This window comes from Embleya sp. NPDC005575, assembly GCF_040605455.1.
Taxonomy (GTDB): Bacteria; Actinomycetota; Actinomycetes; order Streptomycetales; family Streptomycetaceae; genus Embleya.
Genome location: NZ_JBEXCV010000129.1, coordinates 1 through 25,873 on the forward strand (window position 1 = coordinate 1; position 25,873 = coordinate 25,873).

17 protein-coding genes and 2 pseudogenes are annotated in these 25,873 nt (G+C 68.7%); 13 read left to right on the forward strand and 6 right to left on the reverse strand.

Annotated features, from left to right (window positions below):
* On the reverse strand, positions 1–104 hold a 104-nt coding region (locus tag ABZS54_RS31875), incomplete at its 3' end, for a cold shock domain-containing protein (protein ID WP_355543962.1).
* Positions 105–1,001: 897 nt separating this feature from the next.
* Here ABZS54_RS31875 and ABZS54_RS31880 point away from each other — a divergent pair.
* The 6 genes and pseudogenes from ABZS54_RS31880 to ABZS54_RS31905 all read left to right on the forward strand — a co-directional run.
* Positions 1,002–1,193, forward strand: a pseudogene (locus tag ABZS54_RS31880) (type II toxin-antitoxin system prevent-host-death family antitoxin); the annotation flags it as partial.
* A 39-nt stretch (positions 1,194–1,232) separates the two neighbouring features.
* Positions 1,233–1,496 (forward strand): annotated as a pseudogene (locus ABZS54_RS31885) (NUDIX hydrolase); the annotation flags it as partial.
* A gap of 173 nt (positions 1,497–1,669) precedes the next feature.
* On the forward strand, positions 1,670–1,963 hold the full coding sequence (locus ABZS54_RS31890) for a hypothetical protein (protein ID WP_355543915.1): 294 nt from the start codon (positions 1,670–1,672) through the stop codon (positions 1,961–1,963).
* The gene (locus ABZS54_RS31895) at positions 1,960–2,202 is read left to right on the forward strand and encodes a hypothetical protein (protein WP_355543918.1); all 243 of its coding nucleotides are present in this window, start codon (positions 1,960–1,962) and stop codon (positions 2,200–2,202) included. The genes ABZS54_RS31890 and ABZS54_RS31895 overlap by 4 nt, the downstream gene beginning before the upstream one ends.
* 130 nt (positions 2,203–2,332) lie before the next feature.
* Positions 2,333–2,455 carry a hypothetical protein gene (locus ABZS54_RS31900; protein WP_355543921.1) on the forward strand — a complete coding sequence of 41 codons (123 nt, stop codon included), beginning with the start codon at positions 2,333–2,335 and terminating at the stop codon, positions 2,453–2,455.
* Positions 2,456–2,507: 52 nt separating this feature from the next.
* Positions 2,508–2,747 (forward strand): hypothetical protein, encoded by a 240-nt coding sequence (locus ABZS54_RS31905; protein ID WP_355543923.1) that lies wholly within the window; start codon positions 2,508–2,510, stop codon positions 2,745–2,747.
* Between the two features lie 338 nt (positions 2,748–3,085).
* Here the strand turns inward: ABZS54_RS31905 and ABZS54_RS31910 are convergent, their stop codons facing one another.
* Positions 3,086–3,271 carry a hypothetical protein gene (locus ABZS54_RS31910; protein ID WP_355543926.1) on the reverse strand — a complete coding sequence of 62 codons (186 nt, stop codon included), beginning with the start codon at positions 3,269–3,271 and terminating at the stop codon, positions 3,086–3,088.
* Between the two features lie 84 nt (positions 3,272–3,355).
* Here ABZS54_RS31910 and ABZS54_RS31915 point away from each other — a divergent pair, with 84 nt between their 5' ends.
* From ABZS54_RS31915 to ABZS54_RS31930, 4 genes are all read left to right on the forward strand, one after another.
* Entirely contained in the window at positions 3,356–11,914 is an 8,559-nt protein-coding gene (locus ABZS54_RS31915) for a fibronectin type III domain-containing protein (protein WP_355543929.1), read from the forward strand.
* A gap of 178 nt (positions 11,915–12,092) precedes the next feature.
* Positions 12,093–12,944 carry a hypothetical protein gene (locus tag ABZS54_RS31920; RefSeq protein WP_355543932.1) on the forward strand — a complete coding sequence of 284 codons (852 nt, stop codon included), beginning with the start codon at positions 12,093–12,095 and terminating at the stop codon, positions 12,942–12,944.
* Between the two features lie 526 nt (positions 12,945–13,470).
* Entirely contained in the window at positions 13,471–13,893 is a 423-nt protein-coding gene (locus ABZS54_RS31925) for a hypothetical protein (protein ID WP_355543935.1), read from the forward strand.
* 218 nt (positions 13,894–14,111) lie between these two features.
* Entirely contained in the window at positions 14,112–15,494 is a 1,383-nt protein-coding gene (locus ABZS54_RS31930) for a glutamate decarboxylase (RefSeq protein ID WP_355543938.1), read from the forward strand.
* 724 nt (positions 15,495–16,218) lie between these two features.
* Here the strand turns inward: ABZS54_RS31930 and ABZS54_RS31935 are convergent.
* Positions 16,219–16,548 (reverse strand): hypothetical protein, encoded by a 330-nt coding sequence (locus ABZS54_RS31935; RefSeq protein ID WP_355543941.1) that lies wholly within the window; start codon positions 16,546–16,548, stop codon positions 16,219–16,221.
* A 349-nt stretch (positions 16,549–16,897) separates the two neighbouring features.
* On the opposite strand from ABZS54_RS31935, the gene ABZS54_RS31940 reads away from it, so the two are divergent.
* Positions 16,898–17,542, forward strand: coding sequence for a hypothetical protein (locus tag ABZS54_RS31940; protein ID WP_355543944.1), 645 nt, complete (start codon positions 16,898–16,900; stop codon positions 17,540–17,542).
* A gap of 245 nt (positions 17,543–17,787) precedes the next feature.
* Here ABZS54_RS31940 and ABZS54_RS31945 read toward each other — a convergent pair whose 3' ends face one another.
* The 3 genes from ABZS54_RS31945 to ABZS54_RS31955 all read right to left on the reverse strand — a co-directional run bounded on the left by ABZS54_RS31945 (position 17,788) and on the right by ABZS54_RS31955 (position 23,128).
* Entirely contained in the window at positions 17,788–19,632 is a 1,845-nt protein-coding gene (locus ABZS54_RS31945) for a thiamine pyrophosphate-binding protein (protein WP_355543947.1), read from the reverse strand.
* On the reverse strand, positions 19,629–21,761 hold the full coding sequence (locus ABZS54_RS31950; protein WP_355543950.1) for an FAD-dependent oxidoreductase: 2,133 nt from the start codon (positions 21,759–21,761) through the stop codon (positions 19,629–19,631). The genes ABZS54_RS31945 and ABZS54_RS31950 overlap by 4 nt, the downstream gene beginning before the upstream one ends.
* A 701-nt stretch (positions 21,762–22,462) precedes the next feature.
* Complete coding sequence (locus ABZS54_RS31955) at positions 22,463–23,128, reverse strand: DUF4389 domain-containing protein (RefSeq protein ID WP_355543953.1); 666 nt, start codon at positions 23,126–23,128, stop codon at positions 22,463–22,465.
* A gap of 1,000 nt (positions 23,129–24,128) precedes the next feature.
* Here ABZS54_RS31955 and ABZS54_RS31960 point away from each other — a divergent pair.
* Entirely contained in the window at positions 24,129–24,479 is a 351-nt protein-coding gene (locus ABZS54_RS31960) for a MerR family transcriptional regulator (RefSeq protein ID WP_355543956.1), read from the forward strand.
* 932 nt (positions 24,480–25,411) lie between these two features.
* Positions 25,412–25,642 carry a hypothetical protein gene (locus ABZS54_RS31965; protein WP_355543959.1) on the forward strand — a complete coding sequence of 77 codons (231 nt, stop codon included), beginning with the start codon at positions 25,412–25,414 and terminating at the stop codon, positions 25,640–25,642.
* The last annotated feature ends 231 nt before the right edge of the window (positions 25,643–25,873 follow it).

The window sequence follows — 25,873 nt, forward strand, 5'->3', positions numbered from 1 at the left end:
TTCGAGTAGTGGGCGAAGACGTCGGGGCCGCCGCCGTCCTGCTCGATGAAGCCGAAGCCCTTTTCCGCGTTGAACCACTTCACGGTGCCAGTGGTTGATGCCATGTCGTTCTCCTTCGTTGGGGGGCAGTACCGGAATCCACGTTGTGCGATTCCGCGTCGCCGCAAGGAGCCCATCCCGGAGATGACCGGCAAACAAAAAATGCACCCACGGATCACGCCCGTCAGGTGCACACAAAGTTCATGGGTACCACAACTGCAACTGACATCAACGTAGCACGGATTCCGACAGCATCGCCGACTCCGACAACCAACCAGCCCCGCTGATGGGGTATTGCGGGGAACGGTGACGCGACCCGCCTCCCGACTCGTCCTGCCCTCCCACACCACCGATCCCGAGCAGCTCCGGTCCAATCGCCCGCGCTCGGCAACCCCGTGGACGGGTCGCATTCCCCATCCGCCGACGACCTTGATCTCACCCGAACGGACCGGGACAGGGAAAGGTGCGTCCCCGAGGCGTGGACGGCCTCGCCCGCTAGGTTGACGGGAAGTCGGTCGTACGGGCTCCCCGCGGTCCCAGCGGGTGGCTTCACGGGGGCGGACGAGGCGGGCCGTTCCGACCCGGCGCTCTCGTCGTGCTCCAGGTCCGCTGCCCACCGCGCCGCGAACTCGGCGGGGATCGATCGCCCGATGCTCGTCATGCTCGGACAAGACCACGGCGACGCTCGATCACGGGCCCGCCGCATACAGGGGCGTCGCGCGAGGGGCGGTCGGGCGACCCGACACAGCCGGCGGCTCCGGACCCGTCCCTCGCGCGTGCGCGCGAAGGGCGGTCCGAACATTCCGAGCGCCGGCACCGACCGCGGCGACCAAGCCCTCCTCGAGGGCGACGCCCGTCCTTGGGCGACGGGACGAGGAGCAGCCCGTTACGGCCGCCCCCGTTCCGGGGCCGGTGGTCGTCCAACGGATTGCCACCCGGAAAGTCCGAGATCAAACGGTCTCTCACGCGCCCGCGAGTGCATCACCATCACCGACCACGGCCAGGCCGCCGCCGTGCTCATCAACCCACAGGAGCTCGCCGACCTCGAGGACGCCCTCACCCTGGCCCAGTACCGGGCTCGGCAGGCCGAGCAGGCGACGACGGGTGTTCCGCACGACGAGGTGCGTTCGCGGCTCGGGCTGGACGGTGCTTGAGGTAACGCGATCGTCTGGGGCGAGGCGGCGATCGACACGGCCGCCCGCTTCCTCAAGGACGACCCCGACGCGCTCCGGCATTTGCTCAGCGTCGAACCCTCGAACGGCCTCTCGGACGCGGTCCACCACGTCTACTGGTCGGACAGCGGTGAGCACGTGGGCGAGCCCGAGGACGCGTTCGAGTCGGATCGGGTCGAGTGGGTGCCGCTCAAGGAAGTGCCGGACATGATCACGCGTGGCGAGGTCCGCTCCGCGAACGCGGTGGCCGCGCTCCTCATGCTGCACCGGCTCCGAGGACTCTGACGCCCTGGCATCGACGCACCCTGCAGCTGCCGGGCCAGGCCGGAACCGGGCGACCGGATCCCCCACCCACACGGTGGCGGCGGCCCCGGAGCCGCAGGGCGCACACCGGGTCGCGTACTCCGCCCGTGTGCGCCGGCTACCGAACACCCGCCGCGCGGTGCCACGCTGTCCGCATGGACGACGACCTCCGCGACCCCGACCGGCCGACCATCACCACCACCATCGACGGCGTGCCCACCGAACTCCCCGGCACCCTTGCCGACATCCGCGCAGCCCTCCCCGCAGACCAGCGCGACGCCTTCGACAAAGAGATCAACAACGCCGCCCTGCGCGACCTCGCCGCCATCGCCATCCACTGGGCCATCCCCCCCGAGGAGCACGCGCGCATCCAGGCCGACGCCGAACGCATCCGCTCCGGCGACCTCACCGGCGTCGTCGACGCCCAGGGGAGGCCGGTGGAGCCATGAGCAGCTACTACGTGCAGTACTCCAACCGGGCCCGCAGCGAGTACAACGGGCTGCCTGCGAACGTCCGCCGCGACTTCGACTCCGCCGTCAGCTTCATGGCCCGCAACCCCTACGCCCACGGCGCCGCCATCCGCGGCGACAAGGACCGGCGGTCGGCGTGCCTCGGGGGCGTGATCACCGAGTACGAGATCAGCAGCAGCGTGCTCGTGGTGACCATGCTCAAGCTCGTCTCGATCTGAGCCGCCCGATCGCCGGCCGCGCTCACCGGCCCGGTGTCGGACCCGGCCGGTAGCGTCGGGCGGATGCACGACACCCCCCACACTTGACCAGGCTCAAGCCCGCGCCCGAGGACGAGGCCGAGCGGGAGGCGTGGGACGCCGAACACGAGCAGTGGCGCGCCGAGTGGCCCGGCTCCAGGCCGAGGCGCGCGAGGCGGTCGTCGCGCTGCACTGGGCGCGGGAGGCCGCGGGCGAAAACGTGAAGGAAAGCTGAAGATTCCACGTTTCCCTACCCGGCCGCCCGACCGGGTCGGCAGATTCGCGGTATGACCACGCTCTACGACCTCGTCGGCCACGCCACCGCCGCGAACGGTGGACAGGTCCTCGTCCCTGCGGCCACCGGCGGCGACGTCTCCGTCGGCGCAGGCCCCATCATCGAACTCGCCGGACGGCTCGCCGCCTCCGACTACGACAGCAACCCCGAGATCCGGGTCGAGAAACACGAGCCGGGCTGCGTAGTCGCCGCAACCCCCGGCCCCCGCTACTACATCGCCGCGGCGGTGTAGCGGAGCCAAGATTCCCGCGCCTGCGGTCTTGGCAGCGATCTGCGGCGAGGACGGAATGACGCTCTGGGGCACCGTCGCCAGGGCCGCCATTGCCGCAGCCACGTATCCCCCCGGCCGCCGATCCTGAGAATGTGATCGACTACGGCGGGCGCGGCCGTGGCCATCGCGGTGTCCCGGTCATCGGCGTCGCCCTCGACCTCTCGTTCACCTACCGGATCCTTCCCGCGCGCAGCGGACCACCAGTCCGGAGAGGCAGCCTCCCATCGAGGCGATGGCGCTGCGCGCGCTACCTGGTGCCGTCCTGTCACACGCTCTTCGAGGCCCTTCCCGGGAGGCCGTCATCTCACTTGTCGCGGATCGGCAGGTATCCGTTGGATACCCACATCGCCGCCAAATACGAAATTATGGGTCATGCTCACGATATGCGCCCCGGTAGGGAAATCCAGTATTCCGCTTTCCGAGTCTTGGCTCGATTCCCGACCTGATCGACCATTTTTTAATTTGCCATCCATCTGCTTGTCCACGGCCGCAGTGGGGCGGTAGAACGTAACTCCCATGACGGAACGACAACCATGAGTTCGGTGCTTCGCCAGAGGTGCCGAGGGGCGGTGGGGTTCGTGCGTTGGAGTTCGGTTCTGGTTACTTCGGTTGCGCTTGCCCTGCTGGCCGCCGGCCCCGGCGCGGTAAATGCCGTCGAGGCGCCGAAAGTGCCGGCGAAGATTGATCGACCGGTTGACCGCCCGGCCCCGGCATCGACTCCGCGCGTCAAGACGGAGGCGCCTCCTCCGGTTCCATTATTGCCGGCGCCGCAACCGCCCGAAATTGATCATGATGGCAAAGTCGCAGGCCCGGCGGATGAAAAACCGGAAAAGGTGGTAATTGCCGAACAGCGTCCGCAGGGCATCCATATCCCGGTAGACGACGCAATCCAACTCGACGCGGACCGCCGAATATCCGATGCCCAGCCGTTCGCCTTGCCTGGGCCACCGCTCTCGCGGGAGTCGTCGTCCCCGCCGCCGGCCGCACCGCGGTCGGACTCCGCCACGGGAGTGACGGCGGCCGTGCCGGGTGCGCCCACCGCAGCGGCAGCGTTGTCCCGAAACGGCGGCGCGAAGGTCACTTGGGCCGCGCCGTCCTCCGACGGCGGTTCCGTGATCACCAAGTTCACCGTGACCGCGAGCCCCGGCGGGGCCATCGCCACGACCACCGGCACCGGCGTCCTGGTCACCGGTTTGACCAACGGCACCACCTACACCTTCGCGGTCACCGCGACCAACGTGATCGGGACCGGTCCCGCGTCGGCCGCGAGCAACGCGGTACAGCCTCGGCCGGCCACCTATCCGGCCGCTGTCACCGATCTCGTCGTGACGGCGGGAAACGCCCAGGTCAAAGTGGACTGGAAGATGCCTCTCGACGACGGCGGCGACGACATCACCACTGCGGGCATCCAGGTCTACCGGGTGTCCGACGCCACCTCGCGCTATGTGTACGTCGCCGCGCCGGCGACCACGGCCACGATCGGTCAACTGGTCGTGGGCGCGGTGTACCGGCTGCGCGTGTACGTGGTCAATCGCTCGAACTACGGTGGCTATTCCGCCATTTCCGCAGACTTCACGCCCCGGGCCGGACCGCAGCCGGCGCCGCCGGCCGGCGTGACCGCGCAGCCGGGTACGGGGCAGGCCCGAGTCGAGTGGGCCGCTCCCGTCGAGGATGGTGGCTCGCCCGTGACCGGCTACGTGATCACCACATACGACTCCGCGAACGCCGTCGTCGGAACCCCGATGGTGGTGGCGGCGACCCCTCGGTCGGCGACCGTCACCGGGCTCGCCAACGGGACGAAGTACTACTTCGGCGTCGCCGCGACCAACAGCGCGGGCACCGGGCCTGCCTGGTACTCCGCCTACACGACTCCCGCGGCGGCGCCCGGCCCTCCGGCCGCGGTGACCAGCTATCCGGCCAACAAGGGGATTTTCGTGACGTGGTCGGCCCCCGCCGACAATGGTGGGAGCGCCGTCACGTCATACGTGGTCACCGCCAGAGGCCCGGCCGGCGACACGAGCCAGGCGGTGACCGCGCAGAACGCGCTCTTCTCCGGACTCGACAACGAACGGGCCTACACGTTCTCCGTCAAAGCGGCCAACGTGGTCACCACAGGCGCCGGAACCGCCTTCGCGGCAAGCGCCACCCCGAAAAGCACCTACCGAAAGCCGACCGGTAGGCCGCAGTTGGGGCCGGCTGTACAGGTACCGCCGCCGGGTTCCCTTTATGCGGAAGAGCGACATACACCGACCATATCGGGCGACGGTCGCTACGTCTTCTACCGGACGTACGCCGCATTGCTGACCCCGAGCGGAGTGGTTCAACGAGTCACCGAGAACAGCTGGACCCGTTACGACACAGCGACCGGTGAAAAGCGCGTCGTCTGGAACTACGACACCACAAACATGACCATGCCCACGCGCTATGTGCACGGCGTGGCCAGTTACGACGGGAACACGTTCGCCTCCTATGGAGGCAACAGCCTCTACGTCTGGCGCGCCGACACCGGACGGGCGACGCTCGCCAGCGCGAACGCCGCCGGCACCCCGACGGCTGGTCTCGTCGCCCCGCCCGCCCTCACCAAGGACGGCCGTTACCTCGTCTTCGAAGTCCACGACAACCTTGATATGGCGGATCACCACACGTGTGTCGAGTCGATTCCTTGGGCGCCGAAGGTCGCCCGAGCCGATCTCTACCGCTTCGACACACGCGAGAACCGTCTCATTCGTGTGCCGCTCAACATGACCGGTCTGCCCAACGCGACGCCCCAATGTGCGGCTCCGTCCGAATGGTTGACCAAGCCCGGAGTCTCTGCCGACGGGCGTCGGATCGTGAGTCTGGTCGGCTTCTCCGCCATCAGCAACGGCTCCCCTCAGCTCAAAGGCCGAGAGTTGGTCCGTACCGACCTCGCGGAGAACGGCACGACGGCGACCAGCGTTTGGATGGCGCCCACACCCCAGAACGGGGATTGGTCTCCCAGTCAGGTGGGGCTGAGCGACGACGGAAAAACAGCGGTGGCGGAAATGACGCTGGCTTTCCCCGAGCGAAATGAGCGCAAGCTCTACAAGCTCGATCCCGATGCCCCGCTCGCCGCTCCGATCCAGTTCGTCAACTCCGAGGCCATCCTGGAATGGAACATCTCCGGGGATGGAAAGTCGTTGGGCGCGACACTCGCGCGCGTGGAGGCGCCCTACACTCCGCAAAGCCTGGTCGTCGACATCGCCTCCGGCCGAATCACCGTCGCCTCCCAGGTCAACGGCGCCCTGGCCGAGCCCTGGCTGTTCGAATCTGGAACCTACATATCCAGCGCGGTCGACAGCACGGCCCGAAAGATCGTCTTCGGGACGATGTCCGCGAACATGCTGGGTCGTACCGACTGCGCGACATCGTTCCGGGCCACGGGCGCCCGGGGGTGTTCGTCCAACATCGCGGTCGTGGACGTGCTGACCGGTGCGGTCGGCGTGATACCCGAACGGACACTCGGCTGTACGTGCACCACCAGCCTCGGGGGCGGCGCGCCGCTTCAGACATTCGCCGGGACCGGCGTCAACACGGCGACCGGCTCCTATACGACGACGGTCCGCGATGCCGTCGTGCCCGGTGTCGGTCTCACCTTCGACTTTCGACGCACCTACAACTCCGCCGGCCAAGGTGCCGCCGGTGGATCGATCGCGGCCCCGACGACGGGCATGCTGGGCTCCGGCTGGAGCGATCCCTACAGCGCGTCGTTGTCCTTCGCTCCCAACGGGGACGTCACCGTCACCGCCGAGGACGGCGCCAAGGCCGTGTTCGTCAAGCGCGCCGACGGATCGTACGTGCCACCACCAGGGGTGCTGTCCAGCCTGGCATCGGCCGCCGACGCCGGGGGCGGTTACACGTTGACGTTTCCGGATTCCCGCGTCGACCGCTTCGACCCCACGGGTCGACTGACCACGCTGTTCGACCGCAATGGACGCGGGCTCACCCTGGGCTATACCGGCTCGACCCTGACGACCGCGACCGACAGCGGCGGCCGACGCGTCGACTTCGAACACGACCCGGCTTCCGGACGGCTCACCAAACTCACGATGCCCGACGGCCGGGCGACGCTCTACGGATACGACCCGGCGGGCCGGCTGACGACCGTTCGCGATCCCGCCGGCGCGACGACGACCTACGCGTACAACGCCGACAACCGCCTGACTTCGGTCACCGATCCGCTGGGGAACATTCAGGTCCGAAACGCCTACGAGCCCTCCGGCCGCGTCATCGACCAAACCCAACCCGGCGGCGCACAACCGCACATCGCGTGGGATCCGGCCAACGAGGTCGCGACGACAACGGACGTCGACGGGCGCACGTCCAAGGACTACTACGTCGACAACGTCTTGATCGGCCACACCTCCGCCGACGGCGGCACCACCCGCTACGTCTACGACGAACGGCTCAACCTCGCCGGGATCACCGACCCGAACGGCAACACCACCTCCATGACCTACGACGCCGCGGGCAACCTGCTGACCCGCACGGCGCCGTACCCCCTGAGCCACGTCGAGTCCTGGACGTACGACGCCGATCGCAACGTCCTGACCTACACCAACGGACGCGGCGGTGTCACCACCAACACCTACGACAGCGCTCATCGCGTGGTCTCCTCCACCGACCCGTCCGGCGGAACCACCCGCCTCACCTACACACCCGGCGGTCAGGTGGCCACCGTCGCCGACGCCACCGGCAACGTCTTCGGCAATACCTACGACCCGGCCGGCAACCTCGTCACCAAGACCGATCCGCTCGGCAACCGCACCACGTTCACCTACGACGCCGCGGCCAGGTTGCTCACCAGCGTCGACCCCCGGGGCAACGCTCCGGGCGCGGACCCGGGCGCTTTCACCACCACGTACACCTACGACGCGGCCGGCCGGGTCAAGACGAGTACCGATCCGAACGGGCACACCACCACGACTTCCTACGACGCCGCGGGCAACCCGACCGCGCTACGCGATCCGCTGGGCAACACCCACACGCGCGCGTACGACGCGTTCAACCGGCCGATCTCGCAGACCGATCCCAACGGCGGCGTGACGACCACCGTCCACAACCTCCAGGGCGAAGTGGTCTCGGTCACCGACCCGGCCGGGGGGCGGGCGAGTTACCGCTACGACGCCTCCGGGCGGCTCGTGTCGAGCACCACCCCACGCGGCAACGTGCCCGGTGCCGACCCGGCGGCGTTCACCACGAACTACGCCTACGACGCGAACGGCAACGTGCTCGCCACGACCGACCCGCTCGGCAACATCACCCGTACGGTCGTCGATGTGCTGGATCGACCGGTCGCCACCATCGATCCGCTCGGCCGGCGCAGCACGGCGACTTTCGACGCCGACGGCAACCTCGTCAAGTCCACGGACGCGGACGGCAAGGACACGACGTACACGTACGACGCGGCCGGTCGCCTTCGCACCCAGACGGACCCGACCGGCGCCACCAGTACTCGTGACTACGACGTCGAGGGCCGTGAACTCCGGGAGACCTCCGGTCTGGGCAACGTGACGTCATGGACGTACAGCGCCAACGGCCAGGTCCTCACCGCCACCGACCCGCGCGGCAACGTACCCGGCGCCGACAAGCCCGCGTTCACCACCACACGGGCTTATGACCCGGCGGGCAATCTCTTGACGATCACCGATCCGCTGGGGCATCGCACGTCGTACACCTACGACGGATCCGGCCTGCTGACCGCGATCACCGACCCCGCGGGTGGGGTCACCACCACCGCCTACGACGCGGCCGATCGGCCCATCGCCGGCACGGATCCCAACGGCCACAAGACCACCAGCGAGTTCGACCCGGCCGGCCGGGTGCTCGCCGTGGTCGACCCGCTCGGCAACCGGGCCACGCACACCTACGATGCGGCCGGCCGCAGGGTCTCGACCACGACTCCGCGAGGCAACACGCCGGGGGCGACGCCGGCTGTGCACACCTTCCGCTTCGGCTACGACCCGGACGGCCATCGCACCACGACGACCGAACCGACCGGCGCGGTCACCCGCACCGGCTACGACGCCAACGGTCGCCCCACGACCGTCACGGACGCCCTGAGCCACACCACGACCACCACCTACGACGCGGTCGGGAATGTCGTCGAGACCCGCAGCCCCGGCGGCGCGGCCGTGACGAGTACCTACGATCGAAACAATCGGCTCGCGACCGTCACGGACCAAGTGGGCAAGACCACCACGTACGGTCGCGACCCGCTCGGCCGCGCCCTGACCCGAAAGGACCCGTCCGGGGCGATCACCTCTTGGAGATACGACCTCGACGGACGCACCGTCGGCTCCACCGATCCACGCGGAAACGCCTCCGGTGCCGACCCCGCCCGCTACACCTCGACGTTCGGCTATGACCCGGCCGGCAATCGGAACACGGAAACCGACCCCCTCGGCGGCGTCACCGCGACCTTCTACGACGGAGCGGACCGCAAGACCAGGGTCACCGACCCCAACGGCCGCAACACCACATACACCTATGACGCGGTGAATCGGCCGATCTCGGTCACCGACCCGGCAGGCGCGACCACCACATCCGGCTACGACCCGGTAGGCAACCTGCTCACGCGGCGCGATGCCAACGACCACACCACCACGTACACCTACGACGCGGCCGACCGGATGAGTAAGGAAACCGACCCGCTCGGCCGGAGTATCACGTACAGCTACAACGCGAACGGTAATCGCACAGGCATCCTCAATGCCCGCGGGCAAACCACGACCAACGGCTACGATGCCTCCGGTCGACTGGTGGGAACCACTTACTCGGACGGAACTCCCGCCAAGTCCTTCACTCACGATCCGGCCGGGCGGATGACGATCGCCGTCGACGGGACCGGCAGCCGGACCATCGGGTACGACGACGACGGTCGGATGACCAGTGTGACCCACCCCGCCGGCGGTGCTTTCGCGTACACATACGATCCGGCCGGCCGCCTCTTGCAACGCGCCTACCCGGACACGACCCGCATCGGCTACACCTATGACGACGACGGCCGGACGACCGCCCAAACCACCGGCGGCAAGACCACGACCTTCGGCTACGACCTCGCCGGAAACCTGACGAGTACCACGTATCCGACCGGCACCGGGGCCGCAGAGGCGTTCGCCTATGATCCCGCCGGCCGGCTCAGCGCGACGAGCAGCACGCGGTCCGGCACCCCGCTCGCGAGTTGGCAGATCAGTCGGGATCCTGCCGGTGCGGCCACCGCAGCCGTCACCAAGCACAACGGACTCGACTACACCACGACGTACACCTACGATCCCGCCGGGCGCTTGGCGTCGGCCTGCCCTGCCGCAGGATCGAATGGTCTGTGCACGAGCGGCGTTGCGAACCTGCCCGGTACGACATACACCTACGATCGAGTCGGCAACCGCGCGACTCAGGCCACGAGTTCTGCGCACAGCGCTCCCCGTACCACCACGTACACCTACGACGCGGCGGACCAACTCACCGCCTCGACCGATCCCGACGGCAGAACGACTTACGGCTACGACGCGGACGGCAACCAGACCGCCACCACCCCGCCGACCGGTTCCCAGCGCAGCCCCGTGACCCGCGCCTTCGACGCCGCCAACCGCATGACGTCGCAGACCATGGCGACCGGCGCTCCCGTGACCTATGCCTATGACGCGTTCGACAACCGGGCGACCGAGCAACGCGGTACCGACACCGCCACCTTGGCCTGGGACACCAACAACAACCAGCCCCTGCTTGCGACCCGCACGGAAGTCGGCGGTGCCACCGACTACATGCACGATCCCCTGGGCCGAGTCTCGTCCACGTCGTCCGCCGCCGGCCCCACGTATCTCCTGCACGACTGGCAGGACAGCGTCACCGACACCGCGGACGCAAGCGGTCAGCCACGCGGGATCGCCTCGGTGGACTACGACCCCTTCGGTAACCCGACCGTCGACTTGGCTTTGATCGGGTCGACCGGAATCGGTTTCGACAGCCAGATGATCAACGCGGACGGCGGCACATACAACCTGCGCGCCCGCCAGTACGACCCGAGCACCGGACGGTTCCTCGGCCGCGACCCGGTGACCCGAGGTCGTGTCGACCCGTCGGTCTCCGGCTACGTCTACACCGACAACAAGCCGCTCGACCTCGACGACCGATCCGGACAGACACCGCAGGTGCCCGGTGCGCCGAACGGCAGGTACATGCCCGGCAACACGAAGGCGCACAACTTCGCCCTGGGGATGGCAGCCGACCAGCAGGTCGCCAAGTACGGGGCACGCAATGTCTACGCCGCGCTGGACGGTCGCCGGGGCTGGCGGACCAAGCAGTGGGTACTGGCGAGCGGGGGCGGGGGACACACCGGCAAAGGCGAACCCGACCTGGTGGCCAGGTTCGTGCCGACCCCTCGGGGGCCCGGCTACGCGGTATGGGATGTCAAGTCCGCCTACGGCGACGGGGCATTGGACCATCAATCGCAACTCGCCGGCTACATGCGTGCGATCGAAACCGAGACCGGTCGCGGAACCGTGTACGGGGAACCGGTCCTGACCCAGTTCCGATACTGGCCGCAGGAGAGGTCCATGGTGACCATCTTCAACGCGAGCGACTGGGCCACCTACGCTTCGCCGGACGCGCAGGAGAACCACTCGCTCCACGGAATGCCGACGTACGACGGCATCATCCTGTATACGAAGTTCCAGATGAACAATCACACACGGCTCATCAACGGTTGGCCGAGCGTCAAGGAATACGCCGCAGCCCTGGCCGGCACGGAGAAGGAGATTCTCACGTGCTATCCGGTGCTGTCCGCGCAGAGCAGCGCACCGCTTCGTGCCGTGGGCAATGCCCGGGGGGCCGACACCTCGGCGCTGGAGGCCATGACTCGGGTCGCGGTTCAGGCGGTGAGCGTCATGGATCCTGATCCTTTCCCACTCCCGCCCAAACCGGCGCCGGTACCGACGATTGGTCGCGAGCACAGCGACGGGGGTGGCAAGGGCGGGAAGCCCAAGCTGAGTTGGAAGCAGGGGCTTACCCTGGCCGCGGTGGTGACGGGCTTGGTGCTGGCACCGGAAGTAACCGCGCCCGTCGTGGCCAGAACGGCAATCACCCGGGGGATCTTCGCCTTGGCTGCTTGACTTCGATGACGAGGAACGAGAGTGAGCTCCAGCGATGTTGAGGCGCGAAGCCGACGGAGTCGCGTGGTATGTGGCGCGGGCGACCGCGGCAGGGCGGACCCCGCCGGAGCCGGAACTCGGGTTGTTCTGGACCTCGCACTCGGACCCTCGACGTCCCGGGGAGGCGGCCCGAGCGGTCGTGGAAGTGATCGAGGAGGAACTCGCCCGAGTGGGCGCGCAGTTGCACCGAGAACAGCTGTCGTCCGGCTTGTCGATGGACAGTCCCTCGGTGTACCGGTTCTCCGGCCCGGGGATCGAGAAGGCGGCTTCGGTGTTCGGCCTCGGCACTTCCGCTCGCCTGTTCGCGATGTGGACGTGGCCGTCTGACGATCGGCCGCACTCGTCGTTGGTATTGACGGTCGAGTCGTCGGCGTGGGACCAGTCGCGGTGGAACGGGCGGCTGCGTACGACGCGTCATCTCTTCGAGGCGGCCGGCTCGTCCGTCGACGAGGGCGGGGCAGCCTGGGCTCGGATCATGTCGCGCATCTCCGCCCCGACCGCAGCGGTGTGGGCGGGGATCGGGCTCGGCTACTGGCCACAGGACATGCGGTCGCCGCCGTACGAGTGCTACTACCCGATCCGGGAAGAAGAGGGCGAGTCCCGAGCCGATCGCAACCCTCGTGGCTACCACTGGGGCAATCTGCTGAGCAAGGGACATGTCGCGGCGCTGGGCGGCGTCGGGGCCGTCGAGGAGCGCTGTCGAGAACTCGGGCTGACCGCCGAACCCGTCGATGCCGGTACCCACGCGCCTGCGCTCCTTGTCCGTGGCGCGAAGACCGTCTCCACGCTGACCGACGAACGCCTCGGCGCCGTCCGGGATCTGCTGGACCCGATCCTGATCCGGCGTGATTACATCTGGTACGCCGGTTGGCCCGTCCAGGTCTTCAAGCAGCCTGGTACCGCGCATCGTGAGATCCCGGTAACAAGCGACGCCGACCGATGGATCTTCGATGACGACGAGCCGCCGTCGACGGACGATGACGACGGGTAGCGCGAGCGAGCGGTTGTCGCCTCGGGACGAGATTCACGAGGTCGCAGGTTTCCGGATGGGGCTCCCGGAGTCGCCGGCGTGTATCGGATCCGTGCCGTTCCCGCGCCGCCACCGGCGCCGCGCTCGGCGGGCGACGAAGCCGATGCGTCGGTTCTCGGATCCCAGGGCGGCGGTGGTCTCGATGCCCGGAACCTCCGGCGATGTGGCCGCCGCCACGACTCGGGCCGTGTCGAGGGCTCGACGCGATGGCGACGAGGACGCCCTGGGTGCGCTGAGGCGTCATGGCCACGTCCGCAGCCGTGAGGTTTCCGGCTCCTCTTCCGAGCCTGGAACCGCCTGTCGACGCGAGCACCTTGGTGGTACCACAGCGGCGCAACCGACCAGGGCGGACCACGCCTCGTGGCGGTAGCGGGCGTCTCCAACCGCAATGTCCCCGCGCGACCGAGTCGCCGAGTCCTGCCGATCGGGTCAGTGTGGAAGCAGGGGATCGTCCCCACGCACCACTTCCTCGCGTAGGAGGCCCACGATGACCACCCACTCGCAACGAACGAGCGAAAGTCACGGAGTCAGGGCCGGATCGCCCTCGGGCTGGACCGTCTTCGCCGCGGTTCTGATGGTCTTCGGCGGCGCCCTTGCGGTATTGCAGGGAATCGCCGCCATCGCCAAAGACGACATCGTCGTCAATACGCGCAACTACTCCTACTCGTTCAGCACCACCGGCTGGGGCTGGATCCACCTGTGCCTGGGCATCGTTATCTTCCTCGCCGGCATCGCCCTGTTCAGCGGCGCGCTCTGGGCCCGCATCATCGGCGTAGCCCTGGCCGGGCTGAGCATGGTCGCGAATTTCGTCTGGCTGCCCCACTACCCGGTGTGGTCGATCGTCGTGATCGCCCTTGACCTGGCCGTCATCTGGGCCCTGTGCACCGGCCCACAACGGAGCAACCGGTAGGCCACGAAGGGCGGTCGTGTTTCGACCGTGGGCTCACCCCCAGGCCCGCCGCGCCTGCGTCCCCGTCCGCCGTGGCCGCACGCCATTGGCGCGGCGGCGACCAGCACCCGACGGCCGCCCGGCGACGGCCCGGGCGGAGTATGCCCGCTATCGGGTATCGGTATTCACCCTTACTGTTCGTAAAAGGCTAAAAATACTGCAATATGAGAGGTTTTCCAATGGCTCTGCACAAGGCCAAGGAACAGGCCGGTGGCCCGGCCGACGACGTCTTCGCTTCCCCGCTGAGCGAGCGCCCCTTGTCCAAGCGGGCCATGCCCGAACTCCCGACGCCCCCGAACATCGTCTTCCAGGTGCTGCGCAACGAGCTGCTCCTGGACGGCAACGCCGCGCAGAACCTCGCCACGTTCTGCACCACCTGGGCGGACGACGAAGTGCGCCGCCTCCTGGACCTGTGCCTCGACAAGAACATCGTCGACAAGGACGAGTACCCGCAGACCGCGGAGATCGAGTCGCGGTGCGTCAACATCCTCGCGAACCTGTGGCACGCGCCCACCGGTGGGGGCAACGCCGTGGGCTGCTCGACCACCGGTTCCAGCGAGGCCGCCATGCTCTGCGGCCTCGCCCTGAAATGGCGGTGGCGCAACCGCCGGCGCGATGCGGGCCTGCCGACCGACCGGCCGAACCTGGTGTGCGGGCCCGTACAAGTGTGCTGGGAGAAGTTCGCCCGCTACTTCGACGTCGAACTGCGCCAAGTCCCCGTGGAGCCTGGCGCGACCGGGCTCGAACCGCACCAACTGCGCCACTACGTCGACGAGAACACCATCGGCGTCGTGGCGATCCTCGGCGTCACCTACACCTGCACGTACGAGCCCGTCGCCGAAATCGCGGCCGAACTCGACCGGATCCAGGCGGAAACCGGCCTCGACATCCCCGTGCACGTGGACGCGGCCTCCGGCGGGTTCATCGCCCCCTTCCTACACCCCGACCTGACGTGGGACTTCCGGGTACCGCGCGTCGCCTCGATCAACTCCTCGGGCCACAAGTACGGTATGGCCCCGCTCGGCGTCGGCTGGGCCCTGTGGCGCGACGCCGCCGCCCTGCCCCCCGACCTCGTCTTCCACGTCAGCTACCTCGGCGGCGACATGCCCACCCTCGCCCTGAACTTCTCCCGCCCCGGCGGGCAAGTCATCGCCCAGTACTACCTGTTCCTGCGCCTGGGCCGGGAGGGGTACCGGCGGGTCTACGAGGCGTGCGCACACACGGCCCAGCACCTCGCCCGGCAGATCGCCGACATGGGCCCCTTCACCCTGCTCTACGACGGGGCGGGAGCGCTGCCGGCCGTCTCCTACACCCTGGCCGACCCGGACTCGGTCGGATGGAGCCTGTACGACCTCTCCGACCTGCTCCGGATGCGCGGCTGGCAGGTGCCCTCCTACCCGCTGCCGCCCGACCGCCAGGAGACCGTCATCCAGCGGGTACTCGTTCGCCACGGCGTCGACCGCGACGAGATCGAACTCCTCGCCGATGACATGCGCCGCGCCATCAAGCAACTCGACGACGGCCACCCGCACGACGCGAACCGCGCCGCCTTCCACCACTGACCAGGCCCGGCGGACTCCGATACGCACGAGACCGGAATCCCGGCGCGCCACCGTCCGAGCCGACCTTCCCGGCGCTCGGCGAGCATGGCGCCGGCATTATCGACTCCGGCTCGGGCCTCCGCAAAGCGCCCAAATGACCGGCGTCCTGTCTGCGCGGTGCTTGAGGCATGTGGCAGCCCTGCGCCGATGCCGGGTCGGGGGCTGTGCGGGTGAATCCGGCATCCGGGTCGGCATGGCAGTGGGTCCGCGCCCGGGGCGCGGCAGGACGATGCTACGGATGTGCCCGGCGTACCAGAGGAGTGAGACGCCGATGCCCAAACGCACCTGTCGCAAGGACACGATGAAGGTTGTGTTCGTGCTGCCCGCGGACGCGCCGGCCGGGCCGGTGAGCGTAGTGGGCGATTTCAACGGCTGGGACCCGGCCGCACACCCACCCACGGAACCCGAGGACGGCATGCGGGCGGCGACGGTCCCGCTGCCGGCCACCGACTGGGCACTCTCGGCGCGCGTCCATGCGTCGGCACTGGTGCGGGCCTTGGCGAAGGCCGCGGTTCGCGGTAGCCGTCAGGCGCCCCTGCACACCGCCCGCGCGGCGTCACGGCGCCGAACCGGGGCAGCGGCCGGTGGACAACTCGAGCGGGACGCCGGATTTGGACAATGGCCGACGGACGTTTCGGGCGGCCCAGGCCGTCACTGACAGGCCTTGTCAGGCGCCCCGACGCGGTCAGGAGTACCAGGACGCCTCCGTCGGTCGCGACCGACGGGGCACCTCCCGAGCGGGCATGGGCCTGCGTTCGCCGCCCGCGAGCAGGATGCTTACCGGATCGCCGCCGAGAGCGCCTGGGAGCGTCACTTCGACCTCGATGCCGCGAGGCGGGTCGGTGGGCAGGATCGCGGTCATCACCTGCGTCCGGGCGTGGTGGCCGTGGACGCGGGCGGCGGCGACCTCTTTCCCGTTCACGAGGACATCCAGCTCCCGCGTCCCGCCCATCCGCAGGTCCACGGTGACCGAGCAGCCGGCGTGCTCGCAATGAAAGTGATACTCGCGGCCCATGATCGCCTTCCTGAATCGCCGGGCGAAAAGACCCCTCCACTCCATCGTGGCACTGGGTGGCGGCTGCGGCAGCCTGGATCCGCCCCCGCGATCGTCCACGTGCCCGTTGCGTGTCACGAGGCGGCGATGGGCGGCACCGGGGCACCCGGCCGCACCCAGGGCACCCCAACGATCACGCATCGCGGACCCGCACTCTCCGGGCCCGGAGCCCGGCTCGGGTGACAACCTCCTGCCGCGATCCGCGCCCACGACCACGGCCTGCTCCAGTGACCGGGCCTCGGCGGGTCGGGCGCGGGGTCAGGGGGTGGCGGAACTTGGTTCGGTCGAACGCGCAGGCGACACTGAGGAGATGTTGCCCGAACCGGAAGTCGTGCCGAAGTACCCGGAGTACGCGGCCGAGATCGACCACGCCTGGCTGGCGAGTTCACGGGCCAAAATCCTGCGCGCCCATCACGTCGGCTCCTGGGGAACGGTGTCCGGCGGGGTGCTCATCGTCGTGATGTGCTTCGGGGTCATTCTCGGCCTGGGCCTCCCGTTTACGGCCACGTGGCCGTTGCTGCTGTCCTTGGCCTCCGGGCTGTTGCTGATCGTTGCCGGGCGACGGCAGTTCCTCGAGGGGCGGCGTCGACGCGCGACGTGGGACGCGAACGGGCTTCCCCCGGTGGCGATCCGCATGTCGACCGAGGGTGTGTGGTGCGCGACCAACTCGCTTCTCGGGCCGTTCCTGGTGCCCTGGTCGGCGCTCGCGGGGGTTCGCCTGGTGCGTCGATTCGGCCGGACGGCGCTCGTTCTGGATCTCGCAGCCGGGGTCACCGCGACCTCGCCGGGAGTCGTCGTGGAACTTCCCACCGAGCCACGCGAGCGCCGCGCCAAAGCCAGGATGTTCCGCGCCAAGGGCATGCTGGGGATTCCGGAGGAGGCGCTCCGTTCGCCGATCTCGGACATCGACCAGGCGTTCGCCCGGTTCACCGAAGGCCGAGTGCGAATCCGCTGACCCGCCGAGCCCCCGCCCGACCCTCGAGGATCCGGAGGTCGGACGTTGACACCCGAAACGAAGCCCAGGTCAGCTCGCTGACCTGGGCTTCATCGCGTCCCGGGGCGTCGGCCCGGCCGGGCGGAAGGCCGCCCGGGAGGCCGTGCTTGCGCGATGTCCGTGCTGCTTCTCCGAGAGGCCATCGGATACCGACCCGGCCCATGGTCCGTTTGACTCATGGGCTCGGAGCCGGTCATTGCCTGCGTCTACCGGCAGTTCTCGTCGATCTTGTATTGCATCGCCCTCGGGTAGTCGCGCCGGTCGAGCAGCACCCGGACCAGGATCGGGCCCTGGTTGATCGAGTGGTCCGAGTCGGTGATCTTGGCCAGAAGGGTCTCGAAATCGGCGTGGGTGCGTACGCTCACGCCGGTCATCGGGTGCTTGTCGGTACCGAAGACGTCGGCGAGTCGCTCGTATTGCCACACGTGTAGGTCGTTGTAGAACTCGGCGCCCTCGGACGGGTTCTCCGCGTAATAACAGGGGTGTACGAGCATCTGCTCGATGCCGTAGAACCCGTCGTTGTCCAGTACGAACACGACGGGGCGCAGTCCGTGCCGGACCTGGGTGGACAGTTCCTGGCAGGTCTCCTGGAAGGAGCCGTCGCCGACGAACACCAGGGGCCGCTTCTCGGGCTCCTGCCTGGCCAGGGCCACGCCGGAGGCGGCCCCGACCGCGTAGCCGATGGACAGCCAGCTGTTCTGAGCCACGTAGGACGCGCGCTCGACCATGTGCAGGTTCATCGAGCCGATCAGCGCGAATGCGGCGTCGGAGACCACGGTGAACGGGTTGACGCGAGCTCCGGGCGGGCCGCTGTCCTGGTCCCGGAGGAAGGCGTTGACGTGGCGGAAGAAGCTGTCGTACGTCAGGTCGGTCGGGTAGTCGCCGCCCACCAGGCCCGCCAGGTAGGCGGCGGTGGTGTCCGGGACGTCCAGGCCCGCCGCGTGTGCCTGGGCGAAGTAGTCGGCGGCGAAGACGCCCGCCCCGAACTCCGCGCTCAGTGCCTCGCGCAGGGCCGGGATGAACCGTTCGAGGTGCACGTCGGGGAAGTAGGAGGCGCCGACGTTGACCCCCTCGTGGGCGGCGACGGCCCAGTCCGCGCCGATCGACTGTTCGCCGCCGAGGTTCTTCGAGGTCGCCCACGAGCCGAGGCCGATGCGGCAGCCGGCGGCGTGGAACATCGTGTACACGTCGGGGTCGCTGGCCTTGCCGTTGTAGACGCCCGAATAGCCGGGGGTCTCCTCGGAGACGACGGCCTTGGCGCCGATGGTGGTGCAGAACGGGATACGGGTCTCGCGCACCAGCGCGGTGAGTTCGTCGGAGAGCCGGAAGCGGTCGATCTCCTCGCCGGCCCACACGATCGGGTTGCCTCGCGTGCGGATCAGTTCGACGGTCGCCGCGACTGCCTTGGCGAGCATGCGTCGGTTCGCCTCGGTGAACGGCCGTTCGCGCCTGGTCAGGCGTCCCTGCGGCGCGGGGCACCGGGCCGACCACACGTCCGCCATGACTTCGAGGTAGACCGGTCGGCGGTGGGACAGGCACGCGGTGATCGCGCTGTCGATCTGGATGGGAGCCAGGCCGGGGTTGGAGATCACCTGGGCATCGACGGTGACCTGCCGGTAGACTTCGAGGTTGCTTTCGGGGCGCTGGATCATGTGGGTGGTGAGCAGGCCGATCGCCCGTTGGTTGAGCCACTGTTCGTTGCTGGGCGCGGCGTTGATCGCGATTACCGGCACGAATTCGGCGTAGGCGCCGCCGATCGGGTTGAGCAGGTTGAACGCGCCCACGCCGTAGGTGACGGCACACGCGGCCACGCCCTGCTCGCCTTGCGCGAGGTCGGCGTCGGCCGAGGTGACCCGGGCGTACGCGTCGGCCGCGTACCCGGCGCCGACCTCGGTGGGGGTGCCCACCCAGCGCACCGCGGATTTGGCGTGCATCGTGGTCAGGAACGGGCCGAGGAGGTCGCCCGGAACACCGAACAGGTGCTTGACACCGAGTTGTTCGAGTCTGATCGCGAGGTATTCGGCGACCGTGCAGTCCTGAGTGGTGGTCATGACGCGGGCATCTCCTCGGGAATCCGGTGGGGCTGTGCGGATCCGTCCACACCCGCCGGTGCGTGGCGCACCGGCTCGGTGGGTTCGGCGGCGGCGACGTGCCGGACGGGGACGGGTGCGCCGTTGACGGCGATGGCGGCGCGTACGGCCGTTTCGACGGCGCCCTCGATCCAGGCGTGCTTGAGCGAGACGTGTTCGCCCGCGAAGTGCACGGGACCCTCCGGCCGGACCACGTCGAGATGGAAGCTGGTCATCTGATGCGGCGTATACACGGCGGCTTCGCCGAACGCGTAGGGGTCACGCAGCCAGCTTTGGGTCCGGCCCCGGCCGGTGAAGAACACCTCGATGCGGAGCCCGTGCACGGACTGGAGGTTGCGCAGCGCGTAGCCGTAGCGTTCGGCGTCCTCCAACGAGTCCCAGCGCGCCGCGTCGTCCGACCACGAGTAGCTCGCCAGCACGACCCCGCCGGGGCTGCCGGCGATGGGGTGGGAGGGGTAGTACATGAAGCGGTTGGGGTTGTCGGTGGTGGAGCCGCCGCCGTAGGCGTTGGTGGCGGGTCGCACACCGGCGTCGTACAGCGGTGTGTTGCGGTAGTAGGCCACCTGCTCGGCGTCGATCCGGGATTCGTCGACGCTCGGGTGGGCGCCGAGCAGTCCGGTGGGCAGGTCGCGCGCGACCGAGGGGGCGGACAGGGCGGCTTCGGCGGGGTCCTCGCCCAGGCGCTGGTAGTAGTCGTAGAGGCCGGGGTCGATGGCGTCGAGTTCGCGCTTCCAGTCCTCCTCGGTGAACTCCCACCAGCGGAAGGAGAATTCGAGGAGCACCTTGGTCGCCTGGTCGTAGTGCGTCTCGATGACTGCGCGGCGCTTCTTGTACGAGAACGGCGGGGTCACCCGGGTGAAGCGCAGGCTGGAGAAGGGGATGGTGACGATCGCGACGTCGCCGGTCCAGGTGCGCGGTTCGGCGTAGGGGGCGTCCTCGGGCACGGTCTGGATGACGACCGCGTCGCCGCCGGGTTCCACGAGGCTCCGGCCGGCGGCCGAGCCGTCGCGATCGGGGTCGCGGTATTCGAGGCGGACCATGCGTTGGCCCATGACGATCTGGTCGCGCAGATCGTTCGCGAGGGCCTCCGGGAGCAGCCGGCTGCCGCCGTCGATCTCCCAGTAGGTGGCCTTCGGGTCGATGTCGCTGCGCCCCAGGAAGGTGTGGAAGAAGGCCAGGTGCAGCCGCGAGGTCATGTTCTCGATGGTGCCGATCGCCTCGATGGCCTCGTCGCTGAACCCCGCGTACTCGCGCAGGAAGCGGCCCATCGAGTAACCGTCGAAGTCGCGGACGACCTCGGCCCAGCCGTCGAGCCACTGTTCGAAGGGCTTGTTGATCCGTTGGCCGTCGATCAGGTCGGAGTAGTAGTTCCGGACCGGTTCCAGGGCGTCGTGGACCAGTTGTGCCACCGTCACCCGCGATTCGTAGCCGCTGAGGTGGAAGCCCTCGTTGAGTACGCAGGGCTGCTCGGCGTAGCGGGCGCGGCGGGCCTGCTCGCGGTTGGTACGGATCCAGGTGTGGTTGCGCTTGTCCGGTTCGCGGAACTCGGGACTGGTGGGGCCGTTCGTCCACTCCTCACCGGTGAAGGAGCGGTAGGTCACGGGCGGTACCCGCACGCCTTCGTTGCCGGTCGCCCGGTCGATGTCGACGTTGTAGAACAGCCGCCGCTTCAGGCCGAGTTTGTCGATCAGCGCAAGGGTGAGCGGGTGGAAGCTCGGTACGCGCATGGCCCCGGCCTCGGCGTATTGCGCGGGGTCGGCGAAGGGGGACGGCTCGCCCTTCCTGGTGTGGAAGGTCTTGATCCGGCCGCCGACCCTGTTGGCGTTGGCCTCCAGGATCGTCACGTCGTGCCCGGCCTTGGTCAGCAGCGAGCCGGCGACGAGGCCGGCGATGCCCGCACCTACGATCAGCACGCGTTTGCGTTGTGGCGGCGGTTGCAGCCCCTTGTCGATGAGGGTGTCGAGGTAGCGCAGTTTGAGGTCTTCGTTGGCGGGTTCGGGGCCGACGAGCAGCAGTTCGCGCGCGAGTTGCCGGTAGGTCTGCCGGTCGGCGCGGCCGGCGCCGTTGCCTTGGCCGTTGGTGTCGTTCATCGCACTTCCTGAGGCGGGGACGAGAGTCTTCGGATGTGGGGTCGGTCGAGTGGTCCGAGGGCGGACCGGCCGGGCTGCTACCGGGCGGGCCGCGGCTTCTTTGCGGCCCGCAGGCGGTGCCGACGGAGGGCGTGAACGCGTGGACCGCGCCGGTGGTGTCCGCACGGAGGTCGTGGCCACCGGGTTGCCTCGGCTTGGGGCGCGCGTGCGGAACAGGGCGGATCGCGTGCTGGAGAGCAGGTGTGGTGGAGGGCATCGGCGGATCAGGAACGGCCCCGAATGGCCCCGGGCAACCGGATGGTCACGACGCTGCGTGGATGGTCGGCGGATCTTCGATGTCTACGCGCCCGCGCTCGTGTTCAGCGGGATATGCGTCGCCGACGCGGCAGGACGAACGGGCGGCTCGCATTCGAGGTCTCGCCCATCACGCGCCTTCCCGGGGACGGACGGACAACGGTCATCGCCACTGCCCCGAGCGCCATTGTGTCCAGGCAGGGGACTCGGAGGCTCCAATTACACACATAAAATATCATATCACTTACGCTGCGTAGTCTTTCGGGTGGTGTCGGGTCGATCGACGCGGCCGGTACATCACGGGGCCGCTGAGATCGCGACCTCGCCGACGGCTCCGCATGGGTACGGTCCGGAGCCGTCGGCAGGGCCTGAGTCCCGGCCCGCGGTCTGCGAGCGCCGAGTGCGGGCTACTTCGCCGTTTCACTCGTGGTGGGACCCGGTTCGGGTTGCGGTTCCGCGCCGCCCGGATCGAGGCGGAACGGCGGGTACGCGTCGGTCATGAGGGCCTCGTAGGCGACCACGCGAAGCACCCAACGGTCGAGGCCGATCACCAACGCGTAGATGCCCCTGGGATAGCGCCCGGTGAACAGCAACGCGATGCCCGCGAACAGAACCAGCGCGGGAATGAGCCCGCCCCAACGCCAGGCGCCGGCGGTGAAGATCCCGACCAGGACGAGCTGCGGAAGGACCAGCAGCCACCACTTGACCAACACCAGTCCACGCGACAGGTGTTCGGGGTAGACGATGTCGAATCGCGCCGGGTACTCGGGGTGTTCGGCGAGGGCGAAAGGCGGATAGCGGTCGGTGCCGAGCCCGCCGTACCCGTAGTACCAAACGCGCCAGGTCCAACGCAGAACACCGACGTTGAAGTCGAACAGCGGGCGCGGATATCGGGTGGTGAACAGGATCGCGAAGAACGCCACGATACTGACCACGAAGAAGGCGATCCACAGGAAGAACAGCACGATCGCGTGCGGGATCAGCAGGAACCACTTCACTACCCACAGCCAGCGGGACGGTTCCGCTTCGAGCCTGGCTTCCAGCCGGACGGGCTGGGTCATTGCGGCGTACATGTAACCTCCTCGACCGCGGGACGGCGGATGTGCTCCGTGCCCCTCGATCCCCGGTTTTCTCGCAACCTCGCCGCGCCGCCGCCGTGAGCCCACGACGCCCGGGCGCCCGGGATCGCTTCCTCGGGCCATCGGGGGCCGGGGACGACTTCCGCCGAGCCGGACGCTCGTAGAGCCGCTCGGCACGCGGGCGACGTCCTGGTGCCCACGGCTTGCTCCCCGGCGTCGCGTTGCATCGGGCCCGGGTCGGTCAGCCGCCGGTCGCTTCCATGTTCCTGCGCGCCCGCCCTTCCATGATCCTGCGGGGCGGCACAGAGCGCAGGAGATGACTTTCCGGACCACGGGATCTGGAGGCGTCCCGACGGTGTTTCCGAGCAGCCGGTCGTCGCTCGCGATAGACGCGCCGGTTTTCGTATCCGACGAAATTGGAAAATCTATCGTGACCGGGGTAGACATTGCTGGAGATGCTGGGTATGTTTCCTGTCGTAGCCAAGCGAATCAGTGAGGCGCGACAGAGACGAACTGGCGCGCGTTGTTGAGGGTTCGACAGCAGAGTCCCGGGGCCGTGAGTTGTTCGGCAAGGGTTCCGGAGGCTGGTTGTCGGGCCGAGGAGAACTGAGGGCGGCCACGGGCCGCCGTGCAGGACGAGCAGTACCCGGCAGTACCTGCAATTCGGTTGTACCCGCAGTGGCAGTACACGTTGCACGACGAAGGCAGAAGAGGAAGGAGCGAACGCCATCCGGATCGCCCGCTCGGCGCGGTAGAGGTTGTCCGGCCGAGTGGGATCCGTGGAGACGCCGGTTCGAAAGGTGGTCCGCGGTCACGCAACTGCGGTCCCCGCACCCCCGCTCGTTGGGGCGGATGCGGAACAAGTAGGCCGACACGTCGGTGTCGGTGGATGGTGTGGATTTCTTCGGGGCCCTGGTGCCGTACGGCACCAGGGCCCCTCGACGCGTTTCCCGAACAAGCAGCCCCGACAGATGTGAATTCAAGAGAGGCGCCGATGGCTCCCACATCCGGCTCGACTCCGACCGGGGCCGACAGGCTCGACGACGACGACTATCCCGCCTACACGATGGGCCGCGCGGCCGCACTGATCGGCGCCTCGCAGGGTTTCCTGCGCGCGATCGGCGACTACGGTCTGATCACCCCACTGCGCTCCGAGGGCGGCCACCGCCGTTACTCCCGCTACCAGTTGCGCATCGCCCAGCGTGCCCGTGAACTCGTCGACCAGGGCACCGCCGTCGACGCCGCCTGTCGCATCGTGATCCTCGAGGATCAACTGGAAGAGGCCCTGCGTCTGAACGCCGAACTGCGCGACGCGGCCGAGACTCGGGCGGACGAGAACCCCTGACCGGTGGAGGACGCCGAGGCATGGTGCTCCGATGTGCGCGCGCCACCGTGCGGATCGACGTCGGCGCCGCCGAAACCGCCGGGCCTGCTCCTCCCGAAACCCGCAAGTACTCGCCCGTCGGCCGAGTTCGACGCCGACCCGACCCGACCCGACCCGACCCGACCCGACCCGGCCGGGTCCGGCCGAGGTCGCCGGGGCCCGGCATCTCGGTGCCCGGCGAGCGCCTCTGCCGGGCTGTCCTGTCTTCTCGGCCCGGTCGCGACTCGCCGGCGAGAGTGCCGACGGGGCACGCGGCGACACCGACATCGACGGGCGCCGACACTCGCGAAAATCTGTCACGTCGGAGATAGACATTCGCGCGCGACGTGGCTAGTCTTCTCAATGTCGAAGCCGAAGGAAACGTCGAACAGGCGCGGCAGATGATGAACTGCCCGTGAAGTGGAACGTGTAGGACATCGTCGGGGCCGGTGTGTGCGAAGGGCTCCGACGACGAAGGGAAGGCATGGCCGTCGGGCAGGTCGGGGCCGAGCAGTCGTAGGGGTTTCGGCCGACGGCGGAGTAGAAGCAGGCAAGCGCAGCACGTCGACAAGCAGACGCAGGTCAGAGGAAGAAGGGAAGGGTCCAGACGCCATCGGATAGCCCGCAGTCGGTCACTTCGGTCGAGCGGGCACCGCGGTCCATCCGAACGGAAGGTGGTCTTCGGTCACGCATATGCGATCCCCCGCACTCCCCCCTGCCGCGTGCGGCAGCCGTGCGGAAACGACACCGGACTTCGTAGCCGGTGGATGGTGAGACAACCCCAACCCGGACCCCGGTGCCACGGCACCGGGGTCCTCGTCATGAGCGGCTGCCCCTACCCGCAACGCGGCGCAGCCCGCGACGAGGAAAGCGCTCGGGCCGTGGGCCCACTCGACGATCGGAAGAGGCAGGCGATGGAGCGAGACCCGGGGGACATGGCCGCTCTGGCGGGGCGGTTGGCCGCCGCGGCGGAGCAGTTGCTCCTGGCCGTCAAGGGCATGGACGACCTCGGATGGTCGACCGAGTCGTACAGCAAGTCCCACCTGCGCGACGTCGCGAGCTGCCTCACGAGCAGCGCCACGCGGATCGCCGCCCTCCATCGTGGGCGCGACTCCTGGAACGACGCGGCCGGGCACGCGCCCTGACGGAGACGACGCGACCTGTACGGGTCCTGCCGTACGGCACGACCCGTACGGCACGACCCGTACGGCACGACTCGGCGCCGGGCCGAACCGGTCGACCTCGGGTGCTCCGCGGGCGACCGCCGTCGACGGGTCCGGAACGGCGAAGGGCCCCGAAGTACCGGGCCACGCGCACCCGGTGGGCGGGTGGGTGGCCGGTTCTTCGGGGCCGGGTGTCGCGGTGCGCGGGTCAGG

Bases quoted from the DNA above. Each gene is read 5' to 3' on its own strand.
- ABZS54_RS31940 (WP_355543944.1), top strand. From the start codon at position 16,898: ATGTTGCCCGAACCGGAAGTCGTGCCGAAGTACCCGGAGTACGCGGCC.
- ABZS54_RS31955 (WP_355543953.1), bottom strand. From the start codon at position 23,128: ATGTACGCCGCAATGACCCAGCCCGTCCGGCTGGAAGCCAGGCTCGAA.
- ABZS54_RS31905 (WP_355543923.1), top strand. From the start codon at position 2,508: ATGACCACGCTCTACGACCTCGTCGGCCACGCCACCGCCGCGAACGGT.
- ABZS54_RS31960 (WP_355543956.1), top strand. From the start codon at position 24,129: ATGGCTCCCACATCCGGCTCGACTCCGACCGGGGCCGACAGGCTCGAC.
- ABZS54_RS31935 (WP_355543941.1), bottom strand. From the start codon at position 16,548: ATGGGCCGCGAGTATCACTTTCATTGCGAGCACGCCGGCTGCTCGGTC.
- ABZS54_RS31925 (WP_355543935.1), top strand. From the start codon at position 13,471: ATGACCACCCACTCGCAACGAACGAGCGAAAGTCACGGAGTCAGGGCC.
- ABZS54_RS31890 (WP_355543915.1), top strand. From the start codon at position 1,670: ATGGACGACGACCTCCGCGACCCCGACCGGCCGACCATCACCACCACC.
- ABZS54_RS31895 (WP_355543918.1), top strand. From the start codon at position 1,960: ATGAGCAGCTACTACGTGCAGTACTCCAACCGGGCCCGCAGCGAGTAC.
- ABZS54_RS31930 (WP_355543938.1), top strand. From the start codon at position 14,112: ATGGCTCTGCACAAGGCCAAGGAACAGGCCGGTGGCCCGGCCGACGAC.
- ABZS54_RS31950 (WP_355543950.1), bottom strand. From the start codon at position 21,761: ATGAACGACACCAACGGCCAAGGCAACGGCGCCGGCCGCGCCGACCGG.
- ABZS54_RS31965 (WP_355543959.1), top strand. From the start codon at position 25,412: ATGGAGCGAGACCCGGGGGACATGGCCGCTCTGGCGGGGCGGTTGGCC.
- ABZS54_RS31945 (WP_355543947.1), bottom strand. From the start codon at position 19,632: ATGACCACCACTCAGGACTGCACGGTCGCCGAATACCTCGCGATCAGA.